This is a genomic window from Pseudomonas sp. LAMO17WK12:I1 (genome assembly GCF_900177315.1).
Classification (GTDB): Bacteria; Pseudomonadota; Gammaproteobacteria; order Pseudomonadales; family Pseudomonadaceae; genus Aquipseudomonas; species Aquipseudomonas marginalis.
In genome coordinates this window covers 343,998-370,450 of sequence record NZ_FWZV01000004.1, presented here as the reverse complement: position 1 = coordinate 370,450, position 26,453 = coordinate 343,998, and the positions used below count along the sequence as shown (strand labels likewise).

At 62.3% G+C, this 26,453-nt stretch carries 28 protein-coding genes; 13 read left to right on the top strand and 15 right to left on the bottom strand.

Annotated elements, in window-relative coordinates; translation table 11 throughout:
• Positions 1–218 precede the first annotated feature (218 nt).
• The gene (locus B9N88_RS32660; protein WP_027604248.1) at positions 219–392 is read left to right on the top strand and encodes a PA1571 family protein; all 174 of its coding nucleotides are present in this window, start codon (positions 219–221) and stop codon (positions 390–392) included.
• 54 nt (positions 393–446) lie between these two features.
• Here B9N88_RS32660 and pdxB read toward each other — a convergent pair whose 3' ends face one another.
• Positions 447–1,592 carry a 4-phosphoerythronate dehydrogenase PdxB gene (gene pdxB / locus B9N88_RS09480; protein ID WP_027604249.1) on the bottom strand — a complete coding sequence of 382 codons (1,146 nt, stop codon included), beginning with the start codon at positions 1,590–1,592 and terminating at the stop codon, positions 447–449.
• A gap of 161 nt (positions 1,593–1,753) precedes the next feature.
• On the opposite strand from pdxB, the gene B9N88_RS09475 reads away from it, so the two are divergent.
• Positions 1,754–3,148, top strand: a complete 1,395-nt coding sequence (locus B9N88_RS09475; protein WP_027604250.1) for an MATE family efflux transporter — start codon at positions 1,754–1,756, stop codon at positions 3,146–3,148.
• Here B9N88_RS09475 and tusA read toward each other — a convergent pair.
• Both tusA and rlmM read right to left on the bottom strand, forming a co-directional pair.
• Complete coding sequence (gene tusA, locus B9N88_RS09470) at positions 3,145–3,396, bottom strand: sulfurtransferase TusA (RefSeq protein ID WP_027604251.1); 252 nt, start codon at positions 3,394–3,396, stop codon at positions 3,145–3,147. The genes B9N88_RS09475 and tusA overlap by 4 nt on opposite strands.
• 27 nt (positions 3,397–3,423) lie before the next feature.
• Positions 3,424–4,500 carry a 23S rRNA (cytidine(2498)-2'-O)-methyltransferase RlmM gene (rlmM, locus tag B9N88_RS09465; RefSeq protein WP_027604252.1) on the bottom strand — a complete coding sequence of 359 codons (1,077 nt, stop codon included), beginning with the start codon at positions 4,498–4,500 and terminating at the stop codon, positions 3,424–3,426.
• 196 nt (positions 4,501–4,696) lie between these two features.
• On the opposite strand from rlmM, the gene acnA reads away from it, so the two are divergent.
• A complete protein-coding gene (gene acnA, locus B9N88_RS09460; protein ID WP_027604253.1) occupies positions 4,697–7,438 on the top strand; it encodes an aconitate hydratase AcnA in 2,742 nt (913 codons plus the stop codon).
• 131 nt (positions 7,439–7,569) lie between these two features.
• On the opposite strand, the gene B9N88_RS09455 is transcribed toward acnA, so the two are convergent.
• Together B9N88_RS09455 and cysK are read right to left on the bottom strand one after the other, a co-directional pair.
• A complete protein-coding gene (locus tag B9N88_RS09455) occupies positions 7,570–8,508 on the bottom strand; it encodes an aspartyl/asparaginyl beta-hydroxylase domain-containing protein (protein ID WP_027604254.1) in 939 nt (312 codons plus the stop codon).
• 127 nt (positions 8,509–8,635) lie between these two features.
• A complete protein-coding gene (cysK, locus tag B9N88_RS09450) occupies positions 8,636–9,610 on the bottom strand; it encodes a cysteine synthase A (RefSeq protein ID WP_027604255.1) in 975 nt (324 codons plus the stop codon).
• Positions 9,611–9,739: 129 nt separating this feature from the next.
• On the opposite strand from cysK, the gene B9N88_RS09445 reads away from it, so the two are divergent.
• From B9N88_RS09445 to B9N88_RS09435, 3 genes are all read left to right on the top strand, one after another.
• Positions 9,740–10,816, top strand: a complete 1,077-nt coding sequence (locus tag B9N88_RS09445) for a DUF748 domain-containing protein (protein ID WP_027604256.1) — start codon at positions 9,740–9,742, stop codon at positions 10,814–10,816.
• A 100-nt stretch (positions 10,817–10,916) separates the two neighbouring features.
• A complete protein-coding gene (locus tag B9N88_RS09440; RefSeq protein WP_027604257.1) occupies positions 10,917–11,762 on the top strand; it encodes an AAA family ATPase in 846 nt (281 codons plus the stop codon).
• Positions 11,762–12,940 (top strand): vWA domain-containing protein, encoded by a 1,179-nt coding sequence (locus B9N88_RS09435; protein ID WP_024074064.1) that lies wholly within the window; start codon positions 11,762–11,764, stop codon positions 12,938–12,940. Before B9N88_RS09440 ends, B9N88_RS09435 begins: the two co-directional genes overlap by 1 nt.
• 42 nt (positions 12,941–12,982) lie before the next feature.
• Here B9N88_RS09435 and B9N88_RS09430 read toward each other — a convergent pair whose 3' ends face one another.
• From B9N88_RS09430 to B9N88_RS09415, 4 genes are all read right to left on the bottom strand, one after another.
• A complete protein-coding gene (locus tag B9N88_RS09430; protein ID WP_027604258.1) occupies positions 12,983–13,525 on the bottom strand; it encodes a hypothetical protein in 543 nt (180 codons plus the stop codon).
• Positions 13,526–13,621: 96 nt separating this feature from the next.
• Positions 13,622–14,533, bottom strand: a complete 912-nt coding sequence (locus B9N88_RS09425) for a 5-oxoprolinase subunit C family protein (RefSeq protein WP_027604259.1) — start codon at positions 14,531–14,533, stop codon at positions 13,622–13,624.
• Positions 14,530–15,234, bottom strand: coding sequence for a 5-oxoprolinase subunit PxpB (gene pxpB / locus B9N88_RS09420; RefSeq protein WP_027604260.1), 705 nt, complete (start codon positions 15,232–15,234; stop codon positions 14,530–14,532). Before pxpB ends, B9N88_RS09425 begins: the two co-directional genes overlap by 4 nt.
• Positions 15,231–15,971 carry a 5-oxoprolinase subunit PxpA gene (locus B9N88_RS09415; protein ID WP_027604261.1) on the bottom strand — a complete coding sequence of 247 codons (741 nt, stop codon included), beginning with the start codon at positions 15,969–15,971 and terminating at the stop codon, positions 15,231–15,233. Before B9N88_RS09415 ends, pxpB begins: the two co-directional genes overlap by 4 nt.
• 175 nt (positions 15,972–16,146) lie before the next feature.
• On the opposite strand from B9N88_RS09415, the gene B9N88_RS09410 reads away from it, so the two are divergent.
• The gene (locus tag B9N88_RS09410; RefSeq protein ID WP_027604262.1) at positions 16,147–17,061 is read left to right on the top strand and encodes a LysR family transcriptional regulator; all 915 of its coding nucleotides are present in this window, start codon (positions 16,147–16,149) and stop codon (positions 17,059–17,061) included.
• A gap of 76 nt (positions 17,062–17,137) precedes the next feature.
• Here the strand turns inward: B9N88_RS09410 and B9N88_RS09405 are convergent, their stop codons facing one another.
• Genes B9N88_RS09405 through B9N88_RS09395 form a run of 3 tightly spaced genes read right to left on the bottom strand, consistent with a single transcriptional unit; the run spans position 17,138 to position 19,032 of the window.
• On the bottom strand, positions 17,138–17,680 hold the full coding sequence (locus tag B9N88_RS09405; RefSeq protein WP_027604263.1) for a DUF2937 family protein: 543 nt from the start codon (positions 17,678–17,680) through the stop codon (positions 17,138–17,140).
• A gap of 11 nt (positions 17,681–17,691) precedes the next feature.
• A complete protein-coding gene (locus B9N88_RS09400) occupies positions 17,692–18,468 on the bottom strand; it encodes a class II glutamine amidotransferase (RefSeq protein ID WP_027604264.1) in 777 nt (258 codons plus the stop codon).
• A gap of 30 nt (positions 18,469–18,498) precedes the next feature.
• Positions 18,499–19,032: a hypothetical protein gene (locus tag B9N88_RS09395; protein ID WP_027604265.1), complete on the bottom strand. Its 534-nt coding sequence runs from the start codon at positions 19,030–19,032 to the stop codon at positions 18,499–18,501.
• 24 nt (positions 19,033–19,056) lie between these two features.
• On the opposite strand from B9N88_RS09395, the gene B9N88_RS09390 reads away from it, so the two are divergent.
• On the top strand, positions 19,057–21,099 hold the full coding sequence (locus tag B9N88_RS09390; protein ID WP_027604266.1) for a S9 family peptidase: 2,043 nt from the start codon (positions 19,057–19,059) through the stop codon (positions 21,097–21,099).
• Between the two features lie 69 nt (positions 21,100–21,168).
• Positions 21,169–21,642, top strand: a complete 474-nt coding sequence (locus tag B9N88_RS09385; RefSeq protein WP_027604267.1) for a cyclic nucleotide-binding domain-containing protein — start codon at positions 21,169–21,171, stop codon at positions 21,640–21,642.
• Here B9N88_RS09385 and B9N88_RS09380 read toward each other — a convergent pair.
• On the bottom strand, positions 21,639–21,917 hold the full coding sequence (locus tag B9N88_RS09380) for a hypothetical protein (protein ID WP_027604268.1): 279 nt from the start codon (positions 21,915–21,917) through the stop codon (positions 21,639–21,641). The genes B9N88_RS09385 and B9N88_RS09380 overlap by 4 nt on opposite strands.
• A gap of 78 nt (positions 21,918–21,995) precedes the next feature.
• Between B9N88_RS09380 and B9N88_RS09375 the strand changes: the two genes are divergently transcribed.
• On the top strand, positions 21,996–22,682 hold the full coding sequence (locus B9N88_RS09375) for a spermidine synthase (protein ID WP_027604269.1): 687 nt from the start codon (positions 21,996–21,998) through the stop codon (positions 22,680–22,682).
• A 42-nt stretch (positions 22,683–22,724) separates the two neighbouring features.
• On the opposite strand, the gene B9N88_RS09370 is transcribed toward B9N88_RS09375, so the two are convergent.
• Positions 22,725–23,645 carry a ParB/Srx family N-terminal domain-containing protein gene (locus tag B9N88_RS09370; protein ID WP_027604270.1) on the bottom strand — a complete coding sequence of 307 codons (921 nt, stop codon included), beginning with the start codon at positions 23,643–23,645 and terminating at the stop codon, positions 22,725–22,727.
• Between the two features lie 106 nt (positions 23,646–23,751).
• Between B9N88_RS09370 and B9N88_RS09365 the strand changes: the two genes are divergently transcribed.
• The 3 genes from B9N88_RS09365 (at position 23,752) to B9N88_RS09355 (ending at position 25,180) form a co-directional block, all read left to right on the top strand.
• The gene (locus B9N88_RS09365) at positions 23,752–24,126 is read left to right on the top strand and encodes a YajD family HNH nuclease (RefSeq protein ID WP_003210675.1); all 375 of its coding nucleotides are present in this window, start codon (positions 23,752–23,754) and stop codon (positions 24,124–24,126) included.
• A gap of 168 nt (positions 24,127–24,294) precedes the next feature.
• Positions 24,295–24,762, top strand: a complete 468-nt coding sequence (locus B9N88_RS09360) for an RNA methyltransferase (RefSeq protein ID WP_027604271.1) — start codon at positions 24,295–24,297, stop codon at positions 24,760–24,762.
• A 67-nt stretch (positions 24,763–24,829) separates the two neighbouring features.
• Positions 24,830–25,180, top strand: a complete 351-nt coding sequence (locus B9N88_RS09355; protein ID WP_027604272.1) for a YgaP family membrane protein — start codon at positions 24,830–24,832, stop codon at positions 25,178–25,180.
• A 52-nt stretch (positions 25,181–25,232) separates the two neighbouring features.
• Here the strand turns inward: B9N88_RS09355 and B9N88_RS09350 are convergent, their stop codons facing one another.
• Positions 25,233–26,453, bottom strand: coding sequence for a hypothetical protein (locus B9N88_RS09350; protein ID WP_027604273.1), 1,221 nt, complete (start codon positions 26,451–26,453; stop codon positions 25,233–25,235).

Here is a 26,453-nt window from a genome sequence, read left to right as displayed (position 1 = left end):
CTGCTTACATGGGGGGAACTTGCGCGAATAACAATGAGTCAGGTTAATTATGCCCGCCGATGCTGGCCCCTAGAGGCTATCGGTCTAACGCCCGGCTGGAAATCCACAGCGGTTTCTGGTGGACTGGATGTTCGAACCGGTGATCTCGTAAGGAGTTGTAACAGCGCGGTCACTCGGGGGCTATACAGTAGGTACACAACCTGATGAGGAGACAGGCCATGACCTTGCAAAACAGCAGCGATGCCAAGATTGAAGTGATCCGCCAACCGCAGCACTTGCCTTGCTCCGTGATCGACGCCCAGGGCCGCGAAGTGCAGATTACCGAAGAGATGATCCAGCAGGCGTGCCGCGAGCTGGAACAGCGACTGGTCAAGCCTGCCCAGCAAGGCTGAAGGGCCTACGCTCTTTCAAACCCGGCCCAGGTGGCCGGGTTTTTTGTTCGGTGTTTAAACGGTTGCCGCGCCCAATGCGGACACGATGCGCGCTAACACCGCTGACTCCCCATTCACAATGCGCACCTTCAAGCCGTCGATTTCACGACGCTCCGGATAATGCTTGCGCAGCACGTCGAACGCCTTGCGTTGTTCTTCGACGGTACCTACCAGGCTGCGGCGGAAATCCGCATCATCACGGCGCGGGTCGTACACGCTGCGGCACAACGTCGCCAGCGCCCAGGCGGGGTCGGTCGATGCGTTCAAGTGCACCTCGGCCAGCCACGGTTGCGGTAACAAGTCGCCCAGCTGAATGCTCGGCCCCTGGCCCAGGTGCGAGCAGAACGCCTGATAGATCTGCGCCGTACCGCGCTGCTTGCCATCAAGGCTGTAGCCGGCGATGTGCGGGGTGGCCAACACACACAGGTCGGCCAGGTCGACGTCCACCTCGGGCTCGCCTTCCCACACGTCCAGCACCGCTTGCAGGTCTTCACGCGCCAGCAGCACGTCGCGCAGGGCCGCGTTGTCCACCACCGGGCCACGGCTGGCGTTGATCAGCCAGGTGCCGGGCTTGAGGCGGCTGAGCCGATCGCGATCAAACAGGTGCCAGGTGGAACCATTGCCGGATTTGGTCAACGGCGTGTGCAGGCTGATCACATCGCATTGCTCGATGATCTGCTCGAGGCTGACGTAATCGCCGTCTTCGGCGATCTGGCGCGGCGGGTCGCAGACCAGCACGTTCCAGCCCAGGCCCTTGAGCACTTCGACCAGGCGCCCGCCCACTTCACCGGCGCCGACGACGCCATAGGTACGCTGGTTGAGGTCGGCGCCTTCGATCTCGGCCAGGGTTTGCAGGCTGCCCAGCACATAGTCCACCACGCCCCGCGCATTGCAGCCGGGAGCGCTGGACCACTGGATACCGGCCTGCTTGAAGTAATCGAGGTCGAGGTGGTCGGTGCCGATGGTGCAGGTGCCGACAAAACGCACCTTCGTGCCGTCCAACAGGGCGCGGTTGACGTTGGTCACCGAGCGCACCAGCAGCACATCGGCCTGTTCGACGGTGGCGCGGTCGATGGAACGACCGGACACTCGGCGAATCTCGCCAAATCCTTGGAAAAACTCATCGAGCAGCGGGATATTTTCGTCGGCAACAATCAACATGGCAGGCTCCTTTGGCGGATCAGCAGTGTACAGGGATGCGATCTTCAATGTGGGAGGGGGCTGGCAGGTCGCTTACAAATCCCTAACACAGGTTTTTTCCTGACCGTTACGTCAAGGCGTAGAATCCGCGGCCTTGCACCCTTTTGACTGGACTTGCGTACGTGAACACTGCCACTGCCCCCCTCACCCGCCCCGCCCGCATCAGCCGGGAAGTGGGTGGCCTGCTGACGCTCGCGCTGCCGATCATGATCGGCCAACTGGCAACCACGGCCATGAGCTTCGTCGATGCGGTGATGGCCGGGCGCGTCAGCCCCCAGGACCTGGCGGCGGTGGGCCTGGGCAACTCGATCTGGATTCCGGTGTACCTGCTGATGACCGGTACGCTGCTGGCCACCACGCCGAAAGTCGCCCAGCGCTACGGGGCGGGCCACTACGGCGAAATCGGGCCGTTGGTGCGTCAGTCACTGTGGCTGGCGGTGGTGGTCGGCATCATCGGCGCGCTGCTGTTGCTCTGCGCCGAGCCGATCCTGCATGCCATGAAGGTTGAGCCGGACCTTATCGCCCCCACCATGGGCTACCTGCATGGCATCGCCGCCGGGATGCCGGCCATCGCCCTCTACTACGTGCTGCGCTGTTTCAGTGATGGCCTGGGCCGCACCCTGCCCAGCATGGCCATGGGCCTGTGCGGGTTGGCGCTGAATATTCCGCTGAACTACATCTTCATCTACGGCCACCTGGGCGTGCCGGCCATGGGCGGCGTGGGCTGCGGCTGGGCCACGGCCATTGCGATGTGGGTGATGATGCTCGGCATGGCTGCCTGGACCCGCTGGGGGGCCGCCTACCAGAGCAGCGAACTGTTCAAGCGCTTCGACTGGCCGCAGTGGTCGGTGATCAAGCGCGTACTGGGGATTGGCCTGCCGATCGGCATCGCGATCTTTGCCGAATCGAGCATCTTTGCCGTCATCGCCCTGCTGCTCGGCAGCCTGGGCGCCACCGTTGTGTCGGGGCACCAGATCGCGCTGAACGTCAGCTCACTGGTGTTCATGATCCCTTATTCCCTGAGCATGGCCGTCACCGTGCGCGTCGGCCAGGCCCTGGGGCGTGGCGAGGCGCGTGAAGCACGCTTCGCCGCCGGGGTCGGCATGGGCACGGCGCTGGCGTACGCCTGCCTGTCGTGCAGCCTGATGCTGGTGTTTCGCGAGCAGATTGCGGCGATCTACACCCCGGACCCCATCGTCATCCACCTGGCCTCGACGCTGATCGTGTTTTCAGCGCTGTTCCAGTTCAGTGACTCGATCCAGGTCACCGCCGCCGGCGCCCTGCGGGGCTACCAGGACACCCGCGTCACTATGGTGCTGACCCTGTTTGCCTATTGGGGCGTGGGGCTGCCGGTGGGGTACGCCCTGGGGCTGAGCAACTGGCTGGGCGAACCCAGCGGCCCGAGCGGTTTGTGGCAAGGGCTGATCGTGGGCTTGAGCTGTGCGGCGGGGATGCTGCTGGTGCGCCTGGCGCGCAGTGCACGCCGGCGCATTCGCCTGGAGAAGGCGCGGGGTTAGTCGGCCTTTTTACGGATCCAGTAGAGGTACGTGCCGGCCTGCTCCTGTTGATCCACCAATTCATGGTCAAGGAACACGCAGAACTTGGGGATATCGCGGCGCGTCGACGGGTCGGTCGCGATCACCTTGAGCAAGCCGCCGGGCGGCAGGTCGCGGATGTGCTGGTGCAGCATCATCACCGGCTCAGGGCAGTTGAGGCCCGTTGCGTCGAGGGTGCCATCCACGGCGGTGTCGAAAATATCGCTCATTGTCTACTCCTGGAACCGGCGCTCAGTTTAGCGGGCCTTGGTTTTCTTCACATCCACCAGCCGACGCAGGTGGCAGGTCACTTCTTCACGGTCGTGATACAGCTGCTTGCAGCCGATCTCTACCCGAATACCGCGCGCCTTGAAGCCGTCTTCGATACGCTCCAGCAGGCGCTTGACCTCGGCGTAACGCTGCTTCATCGGCAACTTCAGGTTCACCACCGCCTCGCGGCAATGCCCTTCGCCGATCCAGGTCTCCAGCAATGCCGCGTTGCGCGTCGGCTTTTCGACGATGTCGCAGACCATCCAGTCCACCGGCTGCTTGGGCACGAAGGTAAAGCCGTCGGCCATCAGGTGCTGCACCAGGCCGGTGTCCATCAGGCTTTCGGCCATGGGGCCGTTGTCGATGGCGGTCACCAGCATGCCACGGTTGACCAGCTGCCAGGTCCAGCCGCCAGGGGCCGCACCCAGATCGACACCGGTCATGTCGCCATGCAGGCGCTCGTCCCATTGGTCGCGGGGGATAAAGTGGTGCCAGGCCTCTTCCAGCTTCAGGGTCGAGCGGCTGGGCGCGTCCCGGGGGAATTTCAAGCGCGGGATGCCCATCGGCCACATCGCCGAGTTATTCGACTCGGCCAGGCCCATGAACACTTCGCGGCCGCTTTTGAAGGTCAGCAGCAGGCGCGGCTTGCTCGGGTCGTCCACCAGCTTGCCGGCGTTCAACAAGGCTTTGCGCAGGTGCACTTCGAATTTCTTGCAGAAGTTCGAGAGTTCCTTGCCGTCGTTGGTGTCGACCATCTCCAGCCACAGGCTGCCGCACACCGGGAATTCACGCAGGTGGGCGAGGATCACGCTGATACGGTCGGTTTCCGGCAGGTCGATAAACACCCCGCGCGCCCACTGCCGCGGGAAGATCAGCTCGGCAAAGCGTTGGCCGTGCATCAGGCGCTGGGCGCCGTCTTCTTCGGTGCAGACAAATTCGGCGCAGGCGCTGCCGGTCTTGGCCTTGGCGTAGCCGGAAACGTTCAGGCGCGCGGCGTGTTCCGCGATCTCGGAACAGACTTCGCCCTCAAAACCCGGGCGGCAGTGCATAAAAAGGGTGTTCATCGACTCTCCTGGTGACTCAACTGACGTTGCGCTATCGCAATGCCTGTCATGAAAACGCGCGCATGATAGCCGAGTTCGGAACCTTGGTTCTGTCCATAGAGTCCAGTAATTAGCCAGCTACTGAAAACAGCGCTAGTTTGAAAGCTCTGTTCGTCCCGTCAGGTCCGTAGCCGTGCGGACCATAAGGAGTCATGTAATGTCATCCCTTGATAGCCTGAGTACCCTTAAAACTTTAGAAATCGACGACAAGACCTACCACTATTTCAGCCTGCCCGAAGCCGCCAAGCGCCTGGGTGACCTGGATAAGCTGCCGATGTCCCTCAAGGTGCTGCTGGAGAACCTGCTGCGCTGGGAAGACAACAAGACCGTCACCGGCGCCGACCTCAAGGCCATTGCCGCCTGGCTCAAAGAGCGCCAGTCCGACCGTGAGATCCAGTATCGCCCCGCCCGCGTGCTGATGCAGGACTTTACCGGCGTACCCGCCGTGGTCGACCTGGCCGCCATGCGCGCCGCCGTGGCCAAGGCCGGCGGCGACCCGCAGCGCATCAACCCACTCTCGCCGGTGGACCTGGTGATCGACCACTCGGTGATGGTCGACAAGTTCGGCAACGCCGACGCCTTCGGGCAGAACGTCGACATCGAAATGCAGCGCAACGGCGAACGCTACGCCTTCCTGCGCTGGGGCCAGAGCGCCTTCGACAACTTCAGCGTGGTACCGCCGGGCACCGGCATCTGCCACCAGGTCAACCTCGAATACCTGGGCCGCACCGTATGGACCAAGGACGAGGACGGCCGCACCTACGCCTTCCCCGACACCCTGGTGGGCACCGATTCCCACACCACCATGATCAACGGCCTCGGCGTGCTCGGCTGGGGCGTGGGCGGGATCGAAGCGGAAGCGGCGATGCTCGGCCAACCGGTGTCGATGCTGATCCCGGAAGTGATCGGCTTCAAGCTCACCGGCAAATTGAAAGAAGGCATCACCGCCACCGACCTGGTGCTGACCGTCACCCAGATGCTGCGTAAAAAAGGCGTGGTGGGTAAGTTCGTCGAGTTCTACGGCGACGGCCTGGCCGACCTGCCCCTGGCGGACCGCGCGACCATCGCCAACATGGCCCCGGAATACGGCGCCACCTGCGGCTTTTTCCCGGTGGATGAAGTGACGCTGGACTACCTGCGCCTGTCCGGGCGCCCGGCTGCCACCGTGAAGCTGGTCGAGGCCTACACCAAGGCCCAGGGCCTATGGCGCAACACTGGCCAGGAACCGGTGTTCACCGACAGCCTGGCCCTCGACATGGGCAGCGTCGAAGCCAGCCTCGCCGGGCCGAAACGCCCACAGGACCGCGTGTCCCTGCCCAATGTCGGCCAGGCGTTCAGCGACTTCCTCGACCTGCAGTTCAAACCCACCACCAAGGAAGAAGGCCGCCTGGAAAGTGAAGGCGGCGGCGGTGTGGCCGTGGGCAACGCCGACCTGGTGGGCGAAACCGACTATGAATACGAAGGCCAGACCTATCGCCTGAAAAACGGCGCCGTGGTGATCGCCGCCATCACCTCCTGCACCAACACGTCCAACCCCAGCGTGATGATGGCCGCCGGGCTGGTGGCGAAAAAAGCCGTGGAGAAAGGCCTCACGCGCAAACCCTGGGTGAAGACCTCCCTGGCGCCCGGTTCCAAAGTGGTCACCGACTACTACAAGGCCGCGGGCCTCACCCAGTATCTGGATAAAATTGGCTTCGACCTCGTGGGCTATGGCTGCACCACCTGCATCGGCAACTCCGGCCCGTTGCCCGAGCCGATTGAAAAAGCCATCCAGAAGGCCGACCTCGCCGTAGCCTCGGTGCTGTCCGGCAACCGCAACTTCGAAGGCCGCGTGCACCCATTAGTGAAAACCAACTGGCTGGCCTCGCCGCCGCTGGTGGTGGCTTACGCCTTGGCGGGGACCGTACGCATCGATATCAGCAGCGAACCGCTGGGTAACGATCAACAGGGTAATCCGGTGTATTTGAAGGACATCTGGCCGAGCAGCCAGGAGATCGCCGACGCCGTTGCGCAGGTCAGCACCGGAATGTTCCACAAGGAATACGCCGAGGTATTTGCCGGTGACGAGCAATGGCAAGCCATTGAGGTGCCACAGGCCGCGACCTACGTGTGGCAAAAAGACTCTACCTACATCCAGCACCCGCCATTCTTCGACGACATCGCCGGGCCTCTGCCGGTGATCAAAGACGTCAAGGGCGCCCACGTACTGGCGTTGCTGGGGGACTCGGTGACCACCGACCACATTTCCCCCGCCGGCAACATCAAGACCGACAGCCCCGCCGGCCGCTACCTGCGCGAGCAAGGCGTGGAGCCGCGTGACTTCAACTCCTACGGCTCACGCCGGGGCAACCATGAAGTGATGATGCGCGGCACCTTCGCCAATATCCGCATTCGCAACGAAATGCTTGGCGGCGAGGAAGGCGGCAATACGCTGTACATCCCCACCGGCGAGAAAATGCCGATCTACGATGCGGCCATGAAGTACCAGGCCTCGGGCACACCGCTGGTGGTGATCGCCGGCCAGGAATACGGCACCGGCTCCAGCCGCGACTGGGCCGCCAAGGGCACCAACCTGCTGGGGGTCAAGGCGGTGATCGCCGAGAGTTTCGAGCGGATTCACCGTTCCAACCTGGTGGGCATGGGCGTGCTGCCGCTGCAGTTCAAGCTGGATCAGAACCGCAAGGCGTTGAAGCTTACGGGCAAGGAGAAGATCGATATCCTCGGCCTGACCGAGGTAGAGATCGTGCCGCGGATGAACCTGACGCTGGTGATCACCCGGGAGGACGGCAGCAGCGAGAAGGTCGAGGTGCTGTGCCGGATCGATACCTTGAATGAAGTGGAATACTTCAAGTCGGGGGGGATTCTGCACTATGTGCTGCGGCAGTTGATTGCCTCTTAAGAACACAGGAGATCAAATGTGGGAGGGGGCTTGCTCCCGATAGCGGTGGATCAGTCATAGATGTTTTGACTGACATACCGCCATCGGGGGCAAGCCCCCTCCCACATTTTGACCGCGTCTAACGCTTCAGATCAGCCGAACAACCACTTCCACAGCAGTACCAACACCACTACCGCCAGCACCGGCCGCGCAATGCGGTAAGCCTTCGGATGCTTGCGCTTCCACTGCTTGACCACACCGCTGAACTTGTCGCTGAAGGTCTTGCTCCAGGCATACGCCTGGTTGATGCCGCCGACGCGCTCGTCATCCAGGTTCTGCGGTGCGGTGGCGCGGCCCAACTGCTTGCTGACCCAGCGGTTGACGCGGGTCATCAGGCGGTTGCTCAGGGGACGCTCGATGTCGCAGAACAGGATCACGCGGGTCTTGTCGGTTTCGTTTTTCACCCAGTGCACGTAGGTTTCATCGAACATCACGTCGTCACCGTCGCGCCAGGCGTATACCTGGCCGTCGACGAAGATGCGGCAGTCGTCGGAGTTCGGCGTGGACAAGCCCAAGTGATACCGCAGGGAACCGGCAAACGGGTCACGGTGCGGGTTGAGGTGGCTGCCGCCCGGCAACAGCGCGAACATCGCGCCCTTGACGTTGGGGATGCTGCTCACCAGTGCCACGGTTTTCGGGCACAACGCCTCGGCCGATGGCAGGGGTTTGTCGTACCACTTGAGGTAGAAACGCTTCCAGCCTTTCTTGAAGAACGAACCGAAACCGGCATCGTTGTTCTTTTCCGCGGCGCGGATGTAACCCTCGTCGAACAGGTGCATGGCCTCTTCGCGGATCACTTCCCAGTTGTCCTTGAGCACGTCCAGTTCCGGGAACTTGCTGCGGTCCAGGTACGGCTTGGACGGCACGGCCGAAAACAGGTACATCAAGGCGTTATAGGGGGCGAACAGCGCCGAATGGTTGACGAACTGGCGCAACATCGGCAAACGGGCCTTGCCGCGCAGGTGCACATACAGCGTGCTGCCAATAAACAGCAACAACACCGACAGTTTGGCGGCCAAAGAAAAGGTCATGCAGCAACTCCTGGAAATAAGCGCCTGGCCAACAGCCTCCCGGCGACGGGAGGCCAGACGTGACAGCCGGCCATGATAAACAGTTGGGCCATTATGCAGAAGGCCCAGGCTGACCGGCTGACATAAATCAAGCCTGGTTTTCCTGCTCGGTAAACAAATCGCTGAACAGCATGCTCGACAGGTAGCGCTCACCGGAGTCCGGCAGGATCACCACAATGGTCTTGCCCTGCATTTCCGGCTTCTCGGCCAGGCGCACGGCCACGGCCATGGCGGCACCGCAGGAAATACCGCACAGGATGCCCTCTTCCTGCATCAGGCGCAGGGCCATGGCCTTGGATTCCTCGTCGGTCACCAGTTCCACGCGGTCGACCATCGACAGGTCGAGGTTCTTCGGCACGAACCCGGCGCCAATCCCCTGGATCTTGTGGGGGCTGGGCTTGATCTCGGCACCGGCCAGGGCCTGGGTGATCACCGGCGACACCATCGGCTCGACAGCCACCGACAGGATCGGCTTGCCTGCGGTGTTCTTGATGTAGCGCGACACGCCGGTGATGGTGCCCCCCGTGCCCACGCCCGCCACCAGCACGTCCACGGCGCCATCGGTGTCGTTCCAGATTTCCGGGCCGGTGGTTTTTTCGTGGATGGCCGGGTTGGCCGGGTTTTCGAACTGGGCCGGCATAAAGTAGGTGGCCGGGTCACTGGCAACGATTTCGCCGGCCTTGTCGATGGCGCCCTTCATGCCCTTGGCCGGCTCGGTCAGGACCAATTCGGCACCGAGAGCCTTGAGCACCTTGCGGCGTTCGATACTCATGGACGCCGGCATGGTCAGCAGCAACTTGTAGCCACGGGCGGCGGCGACAAAGGCCAGGCCGATACCGGTATTGCCGGAAGTCGGTTCCACGATGGTCATGCCCGGCTTGAGCTTGCCGGTGCCTTCGGCGTCCCAGATCATGTTTGCGCCAATGCGGCACTTCACCGAATAGCCCGGGTTACGCCCCTCGATCTTGGCCAGGATGGTCACGCCACGGGGTGCGATACGGTTGATCTGAACCAGGGGCGTGTTACCGATGGAGTGCGCGTTGTCTGCAAAAATGCGGCTCATGGCGGGTCCTATTAGGCGGTTTTCAGAAAGGCTCCAAGGGTATGCCTCGTGCTGCAAAGCGTCCAGTCGAAGGAACGTTGCGCCTGCCGCAGGGGTCCACCGCACCAGTATGGACAGAGGACTCTCCCCATGAAACGTCGCTACAGCTGGCCACTATGGACCATTGCCGGATTGCTGGTGGTCCTGGTCGCCGTGAGCATCGCGCTCCCTTACCTGGTGCGTAACTACCTGAATGACAAGCTCGCCGACATGGGCGATTACCGCGGCCAGGTGACCGACGTGGACCTCGCGCTATGGCGTGGCGCGTACCGGATCAACGGCCTGGAGATCGTCAAGGTCGACGGCAAGGTGCCCGTCCCGTTCGTCAAGGCGCCGCTGATCGACCTGGCGGTGAGCTGGCACTCTCTCTGGTACGACCACGCGGTGGTGGCCAAAGTGCTGTTTATCAAGCCCGAGGTTAACTTCGTCGACGGCGGTGCCAACAAGCAAGCCTCCCAGACCGGTAAGGGCACCGACTGGCGCGAGCAGTTGAGTAAGTTGGCCCCCATCACCCTCGATGAAGTGCGCATTGAAGACGGCAAGATCGCCTTCCACAACTTCAGCTCCAAGCCCGTGGTGAAGATCGACGCGACCGACGTCAACGCCAGCTTCTACAACCTGACCAATGTGGTAGACGTCAAAGGCCGGCGCGACGCGCGCTTCGACGGCAAGGCCCTGCTGCAAGGCCAGGCTCCGCTGGAAGCCACCGCCACCTTCGACCCGCTGAGCAATTTCGAGAACTTCGAGTTTCGCTTCCGCGCCAGGGACTTGCAGCTCAAGCGCATGAACGACTTCGCCGCGGCCTATGGCAAGTTCGACTTCAAGGCCGGCACCGGGGACGTGGTGATCGAAGCCCAGGCGGAAAAAGGTCAGTTGACCGGGTACATCAAGCCGCTGCTGCGCGACGTGGAAGTCTTCGACTGGCAGCAGGACGTGGAGAACAAGGACAAGAACATCTTTCGTTCGATCTGGGAGGCCGTGGTGGGCGCCAGCGAGACCGTATTGAAGAACCAGGCAAAGAATCAGTTCGCCACCCGCGTGGAACTCAGTGGCAGCGTGCATCAGCAAAATGTCAGCGCGTTCTCCGCATTTTTGGCGATTTTGCGTAATGGTTTTATCCAGGCGTTCAATGCGCGCTATGAGCAGCCAAAGCCTTCGGCGGATTGAGCCGTGACCGGTCATTCAGAGACTGAATAACCCGTCTGCGTTCACAGTCGCCGGGGCCGCGCGGTATAGTCCGGGCATTGATGAATTCGAGGAATGACCGATGAAGTTCGAAGGCACCCAGGCCTACGTTGCCACCGATGACCTGAAACTGGCCGTCAACGCTGCCATCACCCTGGAGCGTCCGCTGCTGGTCAAGGGTGAGCCCGGCACCGGCAAGACCATGCTCGCCGAACAACTGGCCGAGTCCTTCGGCGCCAGGCTGATCACCTGGCACATCAAGTCCACCACCAAGGCCCACCAGGGCCTGTACGAGTACGACGCGGTCAGCCGCCTGCGCGACTCGCAACTGGGGGTGGACAAGGTGCACGACGTGCGCAACTACCTGAAGAAGGGCAAGCTCTGGGAAGCATTCGAGTCCGAGGAGCGGGTGATCCTGCTGATCGATGAAATCGACAAGGCCGACATCGAGTTCCCCAACGACCTGCTGCAGGAACTCGACAAGATGGAGTTCTACGTCTACGAAATCGACGAGACCATCAAGGCCCGGAAGCGCCCGATCATCATCATTACCTCCAACAACGAAAAAGAGCTGCCGGACGCGTTCCTGCGCCGCTGCTTCTTCCACTACATCGCCTTCCCCGACCGCACCACCCTGCAAAAAATCGTCGACGTGCACTACCCGGACATCAAGAAGGAGCTGGTCAGCGAGGCGCTGGACGTGTTTTTCGACGTGCGCAAAGTCCCCGGCCTGAAGAAAAAACCGTCCACCTCCGAACTGGTCGACTGGCTCAAGTTGCTGATGGCCGACAATATCGGCGAAGCGGTGCTGCGCGAGCGCGACCCCACCAAGGCCATCCCGCCCCTGGCCGGTGCCTTGGTCAAGAACGAGCAAGACGTGCAGTTGCTCGAACGCCTGGCATTCATGAGCCGTCGCGGTAATCGATAATGTTGCTCAACCTGTTCAATGAAATGCGCGCAGCCAAGGTCCCGGTGTCGGTGCGCGAGCTGCTCGACCTGATCAACGCGCTGAAACAGCGCGTGACCTTTGCCGACATGGACGAGTTCTACTACTTGGCCCGGGCGATCCTGGTCAAGGACGAGCGGCATTTCGACAAGTTCGACCGCGCCTTCAGCGCCTACTTCAATGGCCTGGAAAAGCTCGACGATCACCTGCAGGCGCTGATCCCCGAAGACTGGCTGCGCAAGGAGTTCGAACGCTCGCTGAGCGACGAAGAGCGCGCACAGATCCAGTCCCTCGGCGGCCTCGACAAGCTGATCGAGGCATTCAAGAAACGCCTGGAAGAACAGAAGGAACGCCACGCCGGCGGCAACAAATGGATCGGCACCGGCGGTACCAGCCCGTTCGGCTCCGGCGGCTACAACCCCGAAGGCATTCGCGTCGGCGACGCCGGCAAACGCCAGGGCAAGGCCGTGAAGGTCTGGGACCAGCGCGAGTACAAGAACCTCGACGACCAGGTGGAACTGGGCACCCGCAACATCAAGATCGCCCTGCGCCGACTGCGCAAGTTCGCCCGCCAGGGTGCGGCCGAAGAGCTGGACATCGATGGCACCATCGACCACACCGCCCGCGATGCCGGGCTGTTGAATATCCAGATGCGCCCGGAACGGCGCAACACCATCAAGCTGCTGTTGCTGTTCGATATCGGCGGCTCGATGGACGCCCACGTGAAGATCTGCGAAGAACTGTTCTCGGCCTGCAAGACCGAGTTCAAGCACCTGGAGTACTTCTACTTCCACAACTTCGTGTACGAATCGGTGTGGAAGAATAACCAGCGCCGCACCTCCGAGCGCACCTCCACCCAGGACCTGCTGCACAAGTACGGTGCCGATTACAAAGTGATCTTTATCGGCGATGCGTCGATGGCGCCGTATGAAATCACCCAGGCCGGCGGCAGCGTCGAGCATTGGAATGAAGAGCCGGGGTATGTGTGGATGCAGCGCTTCATGGCCAAGTACAAGAAACTGATCTGGATAAACCCGTATCCCAAGGATACCTGGGGTTATACCGCGTCGACGGGGATTGTGCGGGAGTTGGTGGAAGACCAGATGTACCCGCTGACGTTGCGCGGGTTGGAAGAAGGCATGCGCTTCCTGTCCAAGTGATAGCAGGCCCATAGCCGATAACATCGGCTACGGGCCCCTCACTCAGCAGTGCTCGCGGTCGATCCAGGCAAACTTGAGGAAGAGCGCGGCGAACCGCTTGACCAGTTCCGAATCCTGACGGTCGACCTTCCCATCATTGTTGACGTCCTGGTTGATCGAGACAAAGGCGCCACGACCATTACCGTCGCTGTACACCGCTGCCGAATAGACAATGGTTTCATCTCGCGGCCCCCCCTCCCCTTGATGAAAGTGCAAGCGCACCGTGTCGGGAATCCCGTTGTTATCAAAGTCACCGGCAAATACCTTCAGGTACTTGTCGAAGGGTTCGTCGAGGCTGAACCATTCGAACGCCAGAAACAGCTGGGCAAACTCGATGGCCATCTCTCGGTCCACGGTGTCGACAATGCCGTCCTGATTGAGATCGTCCGCAATGATCCAGTCGAACTGGCCGTCGTCGGTGATATCGAAGGCCGTGGCCCGATGGACAAGCGCGGGGGTCCTGGAATCGTCATAGAACTCCAGGTACACCACATCGGGAACATCGTTATCGAGCACATCTTGGGCAAAAATCTTCAAATAGCGCATGGAAAAGCCTGGATAGTGGATGAACCCATTCAGGTTTTCATGACTGCGCTAAAGCAGCGAAGACGACAAACACTGGCACTCCCGTAGGAGCTTTCCTTACAGCGCAAACCGGCGCAGATACTCCACATGCTGCCGATGCGCCATTTCCTGCACCACCGGCACCAACCTCAGCTTTTCTCCCGGCAAACACTGCGCCAGCCGCGCCAGCGCCAACGGCGTCAAGGCGCCCAGGCGCGGATAGCCACCGATGGTCTGGCGATCATTGAGCAACACGATCGGCTGCCCATCCGGCGGCACCTGGATGCCACCCAAGGGAATCCCTTCGGAAATCAGCGACGGTCCCTGGTACTGCAACGGCGTGCCCAGCAAGCGCATGCCCATGCGGTCGGCGCGACTGTCCAGGGTCCACTCGGTGTTAAAGGCATCGAACAGGCTCTGGCCGCTGAACAGGCCAATTTGGGCGCCGACGATCACCTCCAGCGGCCCCTTGGCCGGCAACGCCTGCTCGCTCAGCACTTTCATCCCGCCGCCGGTACCGGAGTAGCCCAGTCGCCCGCCTTCAACCAAGGCCTTGCCGAAACCGTCCGGCCCGCCCAGCGCCTCACGTACCACCGTGGCGCAGCTGCCCAGCACATCCGGCGCATCAAACCCGCCGGGGGCCGCCAGGTAAGCCCGCGCGCCGCTGAAGGGCTGGGTAAAGCGCAGGCGCTGGCCCTTTTGCAGGATAAAACTACGCCCGGGACTGATCGCACGTTCATCGATATACGCCCCCAGATCCGCCCCGGCCAGCGCCAACAGGCAATAATCCTCGGCCTGCACGGTAAAGCCACCGAGGGTGATTTCCACCACCGGCGCGTCCAGCGCATTGCCCAGCAGCCAGTTGGCCCAGGACATCGACACCCAATCCAGCGCGCCGCCCTGGGTCACGCCCAGGTGGCGCACGCCAAAACGACCGGCGTCCTGCAGCAGGCACAGCGGCGTGCTGGCCTCGATGATCAAGCGGCTCATGCCTGCGCCTCCAACGGCGTGTCATCGCCACCCAGGTTTATAAATTCAGCGTGGCTGACCGACTCAAAGCGCACCGTGTCACCGGGTTGCATCAGGCTGTAGCCATCGCGCTCGCGATCGAACAACTTGGCCGGCGTGCGGCCGATCAGATTCCAGCCACCGGGGGACACCACCGGATAGGCAGCGGTCTGTCGCTCGGCGATACCGACACTGCCGGCCGCCACGCGCTGGCGTGGGGTGCTCAGGCGCGGGGTGGCGAGGATTTCATCCACCAACCCCATAAAGGCAAAACCGGGGGCGAAGCCGAGGGCGAACACCTGGTATTCGTGGGCGCTGTGGCGGCGGATCACGTCGTCGACGGACAAGCCACTGCGCCGGGCCAGCAACGTCAGTTCAGGGCCGACACTCAGGTCGTACCATACCGGCAGCACATGGCACTGGCCGCTGCCCTGGGCCTGGGGTTGCAGGTCGGTCAGCGCCTGGTCGATCAATTCCCGCGCCTGGGCCGGGCTCAACGCCGTGAGGTCGTAATGCACCATCAAGGTGGTGTAGGAAGGCACCAGATCCACCAGGGCTGCGCCAAAGCCGCTGCGCAAGCGCTGGGTGGCAGAGAGCATCCACGGCATATTGGCTTCGGCGATCACCTCGAACAGACGCACCATCAGGCAGTCGATCGCCACCACTTCAATCCGTGGCTTCATGCTGGCTTCAATGCCTCGCGGATACGCTTTACGGCGGCGACCGAACTGGCATTGTCGCCATGCACGCACAGGGTATTGGCGCGCAACAACAACGGGCTGCCATCGCTGGCGGTCAGGGGTTCGCCACGGGAAAGGGTCAAGGACTGCTGGACGATGACCTCTGGATCATGGTGCACGGCACCCGGCAACTGGCGCGAAACCAGGTGGCCGTTGGCGTCGTAGGCACGGTCGGCGAAAGCCTCGAACCACAGGATCACCCCGTATTCGTCGCCCAGTGCCTGGGCCGCGCTGTTGTCGCGGGTCGCCAGCAGCATCAGCGGCAGGTCGCCATACGCGGCCACGGCCTCGATCACCGCACGCAGTTGCGCCGGGTTGGCCATCATGTCGTTGTACAGCGCGCCATGGGGTTTGACGTAACTGACACGTCCGCCCTGGGCACGGCAGATGCCGTCGAGGGCGCCGATCTGGTAATGCAGCAGGTCCTGGATTTCCTGGGGGGTGTAGGCCATGGAGCGGCGGCCGAAGCCCTGCAGGTCCTGGTACGCCGGGTGTGCGCCCACCTGTACACCGTGCTTGAGGGCCAGGCTGACGGTCTTGCGCATGATGCTCGGATCGCCGGCATGAAAACCGCAGGCCACGTTGGCGCAATCGATGAACGGCATGACCTCGGCGTCCAGACCCATGGTCCAGTTGCCAAAGCTCTCGCCGATGTCGCAATTCAATAGCAGACGGCTCACGCTGGTTGCTCCTGTAGGCTTTGTTTTTTTGTAGTGTGGGATTTTTTACGCAGAACTCGCAACTTGTCCTGACACCCCAACGGCGCTTATCGTGGAATAGCCTGATTTTTGGCGTTTGCCCGGTGCGGCGTCCAACTAATAAAAACCGATCCATGCATAAGAAAAAGTTGATCCCATGAATTTGAAGTTCCTCGAAACCTTCGTCTGGGTGGCCAAGCTCAAGAGCTTCCGCCTGACTGCGGAGAAGCTGTTTACCACCCAGGCCTCGATTTCCAGCCGCATCGCCGTGCTGGAAAGCGAGCTGGGGGTAAAGCTGTTCCTGCGCGACTCCCGGGGCGTGAGCCTGACCCCGGAAGGCTTGAAGGTGCTCGATTATGCCGAGCAGATGATGGTGACCATGCAGGGCCTGAAACAGTCCCTGGAAACCACCAGCAGCAAGGTCGGGCGCATCCGCATCGGTGCGATGGACACGGTGATCCACACCTGGCTCAGCCCATTGGTGGCGGAACTGATGGACCATTTCCCATTGGTGGAAATCGAATTGGTCGCCGATACCGCGCTTAACCTCAGCGATCAGCTGCAAAAAGGCTTTCTCGACCTGATCCTGCAAACCGACCTGCTGCGCCTGGAAACCGTGCGCAGCCTGGAGCTGGCCAGCCACCCCATGGCCTGGATCGTCGCCAGCCAGTCGATCTACAACCGCGACTACGCCTCCCTCGCCGAACTGGCCCAGGAGCGCATCATCACCTACTCGAAAAACTCCCACCCGCACCAGGACGTCATCAGCCTGATGCAGGCCAACGGCGTGGCCGCGCCACGGATGAACTGCGTGAACTCGGTGTCGGCGATTACCCGGTTGTTGCGCGATGGCTTCGGGATTGGTGCATTGCCGCCGGTGCTGGTCAGGGAAGAACTGGCGCGTGGCGAATTGGTGATGTTGCCGATGGCGCAGAAACTGCCGAACCTGCAGGTGGTGGTGTCGTGGCGCGTGGGGGTGGAATTGGTGGAGGAGATTGTCGGGCTGTGCCAGAAGGTCGTTACCCGCTATGCCGAGGAAGTCGGCGAAGAGCGGATGGTGCTGAACAACTGAATAAACCGGATACACATGTGGGAGGGGGCAAGTCGAGTCGTCGCACCGCCCCTCCCACATTAGACCGAGGCGTGGGTTAGAGACCTTTCAGGTCCCGTTCCTCAATCGGCCGGCTCTGGCGCAAGCGCTTGCCACCCAGCACCACCCAGTCGATCAGGCGGAACAGACACTCCAGGCCAAACGACAGCAGCATCGCCCCGCCCAGGCCCCAGCCCATGGCTTCGGGGGTCAGCAGGATCTGGTAGCTGTAGCCGTTCCAGGTCTCCAGGCGGATATCCGGGTCGGCGGCCACCGCCACTTGCAGTGCGCGGATGTACCACGGGCCTTGCATGGCCTGGAATTGCTTGTCCAACGCCACCTGGCGGTCAAGCATGGCGCCCAGGCTGTTGGCGTCGCTCTGGAACACCGGGTCGTCGCTGGCGCGGTAATGCGCCACCAAGGCCTTCAAGTCACCGTTGAAGAACTGCCGCGCGGTGGTTTCAAACCCGCTCAGGCCGGTCTGGGCCTCGATCAGGTGGGCTTCGACGCGCTTGGCGTAGTCGTTGATAAACCCCGGCACTTGCACGCCGACCAACAGGCCAATGGCAAACAGCACCAACCGCAGATAACTGAGCAACATGGTCGATATCCTTACTCGGTAACGCCCTGGCTGACGCATTCACCGCGTCGCCACAGGCTCCATTGGCCCGGTTCGTAGCGGGTCCAGTTTTCGTTGTCGGTCAACGGCTCGGTGGCGATCACCGTCACCACATCATTGGGGGTGGTTTCGGCCTGAAAATCGACGATCACGTCGACATCCTTGAGGCGCGCCGGACCAAACGGCGCACGCCGGGTGATCTGCGCCAGTTTGGTCGAGCAATAGCAAAACAGCCAGTCACCGTCGCTGAGCAGGCAGTTGAACACACCTTTGCTGCGGTATTCGGCACAGGCGGCGATCAGGTCCGGCAGCATCTGTTCGATGTCCACCGGCTCGGGGAAGGCCTCGCACACGCGGTTGAGCAAGTCGCAGAAGGCCGCTTCGCTGTCGGTGTCGCCGACTGGCCGATAGAACGTGGCGCGGGGATGGAAGTCCGCCAACTGGCCGTTGTGGGCGAAACACCAGTTGCGGCCCCACAGTTCGCGCACGAACGGGTGGGTGTTGGCCAGGCTCACCTTGCCGACGTTGGCCTGGCGGATATGGCCGATCACCACTTCACTCTTGATGGGGTAACGCTGCACCAGCAGGGCGACTTCCGACTCGCTGCTCGCGGCCGGGTCCTGGAACAGGCGCAGGCCACGGCCTTCGTAGAAAGCGATGCCCCAACCGTCGCGGTGGGGGCCGGTACGCCCACCGCGCTGCATCAGCCCGGTAAAGCTGAACACGATATCGGTGGGGACGTTGGCACTCATGCCCAATAATTCACACATGCCAGGGCTCTCGCTGCAGGGCGGACAACGTTAAAGGCGCGGTTCGACCCGCATACCGCTCACCGGTGCAGGACGACGGAACGGCTCATCGTCTTCATCCACAGGCTCGGCGGCCAAGGCGGCGTCGGTGGCGGCCTTGCGCTCACGGCGGGCGTTGGCGGCGCGCTCGATGGGCCAGCGGATCAGCACAAACACGAGGTACACGCCAAAGGCGATCAGGGTGTACATGAACAAATCGGAAATCGCCCGCCAGGCGTTATTGCCGACCTTGAGCACCAGGTCCAGGGCCGTGATGGCCACGGCCGGTGCGAACTGAGTCTTGACCGGGTCGACGATGGTCGGGCTCAACAGCAGCACGGCCATCAGCAATTGCAGCGGTTCGCGCAGCCAGCGCCAGATCCAGCGGGTCATGCGCCACCACACCAACAGGCAGCCCAAGGCAGCGAAGGCGTAAAGGCCCCAAGCGGTCAGATAGTCGTTCTCGGTCATGGTGTCCATGGCAAGGTAGGCAAACAGGCGGCTATGATAACGGCTTTTGCGTGTCGCGGCTGCAATGCCTGCCACCTTCCGCCAGACAGAGAGTGCTCCATGCCTTCATCGACCGCCCCGATTGCCCGTAAAGCCCCAGGCCAGGACCCGTACGCCTGGCTGCAAGAGCGCGACAGCGTTGAGGTCCTTGATTACCTGAAGGCCGAAAATGCCTTCCAGGAAGCCCGGCTCGCCGACCAGCAGGCCCTGCGCGAAACCCTGTTCGAGGAGATCAAGGGCCGCATCCTCGAAACCGACCTGTCCCTGCCCTCCCCCTGGGGCCCGTACCTGTATTACACGCGCACCACCGCCGGTGACGAATACGCCCGCCACTACCGCTGCCGCCGCCCGGCCGACGACGGCAACCAGGTGGACGACAGCAGCGAAGAGCTGTTGCTGGACCCTAACGTGCTGGCCAACGGCGGCTTCTTTTCCCTCGGCGCATTCAGCATCAGCCCCGACCACCAGCGCCTGGCCTACAGCCTCGATACCAGTGGCGAAGAGATCTACACCCTGTTCGTGAAGGAATTGGCCACGGGCAAAGTCAGCGAACTGGAGTTCCAGGATTGCGACGGCAGCATGACCTGGGCCAATGACAGCCTGACCCTGTTCTTCGGCGAGCTGGACGACACCCACCGCCCGCACAAACTGTATCGCTACCGCCTGGATGGCACGGCGGCGCAGGAAGTGTTCCATGAGCCCGACGGCCGGTTCTTCCTGCATTGCTACCGTTCCAGCTCCGAGCGCCAGTTGCTGCTCTCGCTCGGCAGCAAGACCACCAGCGAGGTCTGGGCGCTGGATGCCGACCAGCCGCACCTGGACTTCACCTGCCTGGCGCCACGGGTCGAGGACCATGAATACGATGTCGACCACGGCCAACTGAACGGCGCGTGGACCTGGTTTATCCGCAGCAACCGTGACGGCATCAACTACGCCCTGTTTGTGGCGACCGACATTGGCGACGTGCCGACCGAGGATGAGTGGCAGAACCTGATCCCCCACAGCGATGACGTGATGCTCGACGGTGTCAGCCTGAACACCGGCGCCATGACCCTGAGCCTGCGCATCGGCGGCCTGCCGGTGATCGAAGTGCACCCCCAGGGCTTACCGGCGTATCGCGTGGAGCTGCCCGACGCCGCCTACAGCCTCTACGTGCAAAACAGCCTGGAATTCGTCAGCGACAAGATCCGCCTGCGCTATGAAGCCCTGAACCGCCCGGCCCAGGTGCGCCAGCTGGAACTGGCCAGCGGCGCGCAGCAGGTGCTCAAGGAAACCCCGGTGCTCGGCGTGTTCAATGCCGATGACTACGTCAGCCAACGCCTGTGGGCCACCTCCGTCGATGGCACCCAGGTGCCGATCAGCCTGGTGGTCAAGCGCGACCAGCTCGGCAAGCCGACACCTTTGTACCTGTATGGCTACGGCGCCTATGGCTCAAGCCTCGACCCGTGGTTCTCCCATGCACGCCTGAGCCTGCTGGACCGTGGCGTGGCCTTCGCCATTGCGCATGTGCGCGGCGGTGGCGAACTGGGTGAAGCCTGGTATCGCAATGGCAAGCAGGAACACAAGCAGAACACCTTCAGCGACTTTATCGCGTGTGCCGAACACCTGATCGCCGAGGGCCTGACCACCTCCAGGCAACTGGTCATCAGCGGCGGCAGTGCCGGCGGCCTGTTGATCGGCGCGGTGCTCAACCAGCGTCCGGAGTTGTTCCAGGCGGCGATTGCCGAAGTGCCGTTTGTCGACGTGCTCAACACCATGCTCGACCCGGAATTGCCGCTGACCATCACCGAGTACGACGAGTGGGGCAACCCCGAAGAGCCTGCGGTGTATGAACGCATCAAGGCCTACGCGCCGTACGAAAACGTCAGCGCCCAGGCCTACCCGGCCACGCTGGTGATCGCCGGCTACAACGACAGCCGCGTGCAGTACTGGGAAGCGGCCAAGTGGGTGGCCAAGTTGCGCGCGACCAAGACGGACGACAACCTGCTGTTGCTCAAAACCGAACTGGGTGCCGGCCATGGCGGGATGAGCGGTCGCTACCAGGGATTACGTGACGTAGCACTCGAATATGCATTTGTGTTCAAGGCGCTGGGGCTGGTTTAAGGAACTTAGCGGGGCGGTCCTGTCTGAACATTCAGACCGCCTCCTGATTGATGGACCAAGATTGCAGCCATGGCACTACCGACGCTAATGAATACCGAAATCCGCGACATGCTCATGGACTGCGGCCTGTTCGACCCGTTGTTGCCGGAAGACTTCTACGTCGCCGCCGGCTACTTCAATATCAGCAGCATTGCCGAGGGCGAGGTGATTTTCCTCGAGGGCGATGCCGGCACCTTCATGTGCATCATCCACAGCGGCCAGGTGGCGGTGCAGAAAACCAACCACACCGGCCAGCGCCTGACCATTGCCACCCTGCGCAGCGGCCGGGCCTTTGGGGAGATGGCCGTGCTTGACGGCGAGCGGCGCTCCGCCAGTTGCGTGGCCGCCAGCGACTGCGTGTTGTTGAACCTGGGCAAGGACGCCCTGGAAAAGATGCTCAATGAAACGCCGCGTGTGGCGGCGAAGATCATCCGCGCAATCGCCATCGCGTTGTCCAAGCGCCTGCGCATGGCCGATGGGCAATTACTCTCCCAACAGTTTTAACCGCCGGGCGTCTTCGGCTTGCTGTCGTTCTGCTGCAAGCCGGGCACCGTCTGATCCTTCGGCGGTGTCGGCAATACGATGGGCACCAACGGCGGTGAGCCGTTCGTCTTCGGCACGGCCGGCGGGGTGATCTGCGGATACAGCGTCGGCGTCGGCGTGCCCGGTGCGCCGGGGCTAGGTGCCGGCGCCACCGGTACGGTTTGCAACTCCTGAGCCTGCGCCGCACCCAATGCGAGCGCGCTCAACACAATGACCGTTAGAATGCTGCACTTCATCGATGGCTCCATGGCCTGACCGGAATGTCGTAAGGCTACTCCCAACCGCGCAAGAATGCCCTTCCCAATGAGATTTCCATGAAACGTTTCGTTCTGCTGGACACCACCCCGATCCCCGACAACGGCGGTGCCTTGTGCCTGTTCGAATACGGTGAAGACTTTGTCATCAAGATCCAGGGCGGTGACGGCGGCCAGTTGATGAACACGCGCATGCACGGCTCCGAAGACGCGCTGGCGGAAATCCCTTGCCGCAAGGTCGCGGGGCGCCCGGGCTCACGGGTACTGATCGGTGGGTTGGGCATGGGCTTCACCCTGGCCTCGGCGCTCAAGCACCTGGGCAAGAGCGCCGAAGTGGTGGTGGCGGAACTGGTGCCCGGCGTCGTGGAGTGGAACCGGGGGCCCCTGGGGGAAAAGTCCGGTCGCCCACTGCTGGACCCACGCACGGTGATCCGCATGGAAGACGTGGCCAAGGTGCTGCAGGCCGAGCCCCAGGGCTTTGACGCGATCATGCTCGACGTCGACAACGGCCCCGAAGGCCTGACGCAGAAGGCCAACAGCTGGCTCTATTCCGCCGGTGGCCTGTCTGCCTGCGCCAAGGCCCTGCGGCCCAAGGGCGTGCTGGCGGTGTGGTCCGCCAGCGCCGACAAACTGTTCAGCGACAAACTGCGCAAGGCCGGTTTCAAGGCCGAGGAAGTGCAGGTGTTTGCCCATGGCAACAAGGGCACCCGGCACACCATCTGGATTGCGGAGAAGCTCAAGGGCTGAGCACGCTTCCCAAGACGCCCTCCTCCCACATGTTGATCCCTGTCAGTCGTGGGATTTGCGGTAGTCGATCACGTACGGCACTTTTTTGTCGAAGGTCTTCTCCAGCTCATCGCGGTCCAGCCGGGTCATGCCGCCCAGTTGATGGGCGGTGAAACCGCTGTCACCCACCTGTGAGCCCGGCGCCAGGCTGACCATGCGCTTGGCGACCGCTTCGATAGCGTCCTTGTAGCCGCCTTTCTTGTTCAGGTTGTACTGGCCCAGATCAATCTGCGTGCGCAGCCAGTTACCCCAATAGAACTCCAGGAACTCCGGTGCGATCTCGCCGCCATCCGGCTTGCCATAGGCGGCCTTGCGGGTGAAATACACCAGGCTGCGGAAGGTGTCGTCCTGCAGGTTCTTGAAGCCCAGGTGCGCCGGCAGTTGTTCCGGCGGCAGGGCCTGGCCCTGGTTGTCCTTGAGCCAGACCTTGCGGGCCGCTTCCATGCGCTGCCAGAAGCTCGCCATGTTCGGGCTGTTGCTGAAGTCGTCGGTGACCTTGACCCACATCTTCAAGCGCGGGCCGCCACCGGGCACTTCCCACAAGGTGGTGAAACTGTGGTGACCGTCCGTCAGGTACAGCTGGCCGGCAGGGCCGACCACCACGGTTTTCATGTCCTCGGGATGGGTGCCCACCGGGTCCTTGCAGGTGAAGCTGTCGGGCTGGTGCAGGTCAGCCTTGTCGGGCACCTTGCCGGCCTCACCCTGGCCGTTGGTTTCGCAGTATTCATCGAAGACCTTGGCGGGTTTATCGGCGAACAGGCCCAGGCTGTAGTAGATCTGGTCGAAGCCCACCACCGCCTGGGTCGGATGCAACTGTTCAAGGGCAACCTCGATCACCTGCCCGGGCTGGGGCGTCGAGAACGCCTGGGCCTGAAGGGTAACGACACACAGCAGCAGTGCAACAGTCCATGAAAGCAGACGCATGTTTTTCAGATCCTTATGAGTAAAGTAAATCGATCCCAGCGGTCATTTGCGACGCAAGCGGCTAGAATCAACGCTATCCGTGACCACCAAACAGCCAGGAGCCATGATGAGCTCGACCAACCCGCCCTCCCACACCGCCAAGCTGGACCGCATCCTTGCCGATGCCCAGCGCGACCGGGAAATGGGCTACCGCGACAAAGCCCTGAAGATGTACCCCCACGTGTGCGGCCGCTGCGCCCGTGAGTTCGCCGGCAAGCGCTTGAGCGAACTCACCGTACACCACCGTAACCACAATCATGATGACAATCCCCAGGATGGCTCGAACTGGGAGTTGCTGTGCCTGTACTGCCACGACAACGAACACTCGCGCTACACCGACCAGCAGTACTTCGGCGAAGGCTCCACCAGCAGCCCGACGATCGCCAAGGCCACGCATAACCCGTTTGCGGCGTTGGCGGGGTTGATGAAGAAAGACGACTGAAGAGTGTCGTCGCCTGTCCTGGCCTCATCGGGAGCAAGCCCCCTCCCACATTTTGAGTTGTGAACACTTTCAAATGTGGGAGGGGGCTTGCTCCCGATAGCGTTAGCCCAAGCAATACACCACCTTCAGGCCGTATAATCGCCGCTTTTCTCCAAGGCACCCTTCCCCGTGGGCAATAAACGCTACAGCTGCATCGGTCTGTATAACCCCAAATCCCCCGAAAACGTTGGCTCGGTCATGCGTGCCGCCGGCTGCTACGGCGTGGCCTCGGTGTTCTACACCGGCGTGCGCTACGAGCGCGCCCGGGACTTCGTCACCGACACCAAGAAGGTCCACCACGACATTCCGCTGATCGGCATCGATGACCTGAAGAAGATCCTGCCCCTGGGCTGCATCCCGGTCGCCGTGGAGCTGGTGGACGGTGCCCGCCCGCTGCCCGAATACACTCACCCCGACCGCGCGCTGTATATCTTCGGCCCTGAAGACGGGTCCCTGGATAAAGACATCCGCGACTGGTGCGAAGACGTCGTGTACATCCCCACCACCGGCTGCATGAACCTGGCCGCCACCGTCAACGTGGTGCTCTACGACCGCATGGCCAAGGGCAACAACACCCGCTCGGGCCCCAAGTACTGATCTTTTGGGAACATCCGGCGCCTGCGCGCAGTCAGCTGCATACACTTGACCTTGTTGGAGACAGATCATGAGCGACAGCACAACCTTGCGACCTATCATCGAACACACCCCCTTCCAGAATCAGCCCACCCAGAACGTGCACGGCTGGGAGCGCATCGGCTCAGTGGCCGGTGGCGTGATGATGGTGGGCAAAGGCCTGCGCCGTGGCGGAATTTTCGGCCTGATTCAGGTGGCGATCGGCGGCGTGGCCCTGGCGCGCGGCTTTACCGGGCACAGCGCGCTTAAAGACAAGCTGGAACAGGGCCGCCAGGAAATGAACAGCGTGCGCACGAAGATCGAACGTGCCGGTGCAGAGCTGAAAAACCTGAAGACCAAGGCGGAAGTGGCGGCTGAGAAGGCGGTTAAAACCACTGGTTAGATTCAAGTGTGGGAGGGGCTTGCCCTCTCCCACTTTTTTGTATGGCGAAGACTCAGCGTAACAACTTGCTGTCGAGCACCACCGACGACTCGCCGATGATGCTCTCCGCCAACTGCACGAACTCCGCAGTGGTGATGCTGTTGGCGCGCATCACCGCCTGCGCGAGGTCATCCAGGGAGCGCTTGTTGTGAGTCTTTACGCGGATCTCGCGATCCAGCTCCTGCAACACCACCACCGCCCGTGACACCGTCGCACCGCTGACGTGGTCGCCGCGCAGGCTGGTCACGTCCTTGCCGTCCCTGGCCAAGCGCGCCTGTATCGCCTGATAGCGCTCATCGGTCACCCCACCGGCACGGCGCACCAGCTCAATGGCGTAGTACTCCGCCAGCCCCTCGCTGATCCAGTCACTGGTGTCGTGGTCGTTGAAGCGGCCAATCGCCTGCACCACTTCACGGATCAACGGGCTGCTGCCGTTCTCGCTGACCAGCGGCGTGCGGCTGTTGAGGTAGATCGAGTCGCGCGCCGAGACCGCACCACGGCGCATCGGATCGCTGGCGCCCACCACCAGCAGCTTGGCCGGATGACGTGGGAACGCCGCTTCCACCTGCGGCCAGACAAAGGTCAGCAGTGTCAGCACATCCATCCGCCGCATGGCTTGCCCCTTGGGCGAGGCGATGGTCACTTCGGTCTCGCCCAGGCGCACGCGGCGGCTGCCCAGGGTGCCGGCGAGCATCCAGCCGGTGGGCCGGTCAAACAGGCGCGAGACGTTGTCGATGCGGAACTTGTTCTTGCCGATGCGCGGCCAGGCGGTTTCGATGCTTTTCCAGCCGGCCGGCAGTTCGAACACCAGGCGCGAGACCAGTTCGACGCCGTCCTGCTGGTCGAGGCGGGCGGGCGGCACCAGGTCCTCGCCGCGAAACAGCGCCCAGCTCGGGGTCATCCGCGCTTCGTAAATACCCGGTTTGCGCGCGTGGCTCAGGCGCACCCGATAGGTCAGGCTGGCCTTGTTGGCGCTGGGTTGCCACAGGCCACGGTGGTCATTGACGCTCCACTGGCCATCGGCCTTGAAGTCGCTGTAGTCGCCGGTGCGGCCCAGGTCGAAGTTCAGGCTGCGCACCGCCGAACCCTGGGACAGGCTCACCCGCACCTCGGCCTGCTCGCTCTGGGGCAGCAGCTTGACGTGATAATCCAGGTCGACTTTCTTCGCGCACCACGCAGGCATGCTCAACGCCAGCAACACCAGGCTTGCCGCCAGCTTGGTTCCCGCCCTCAT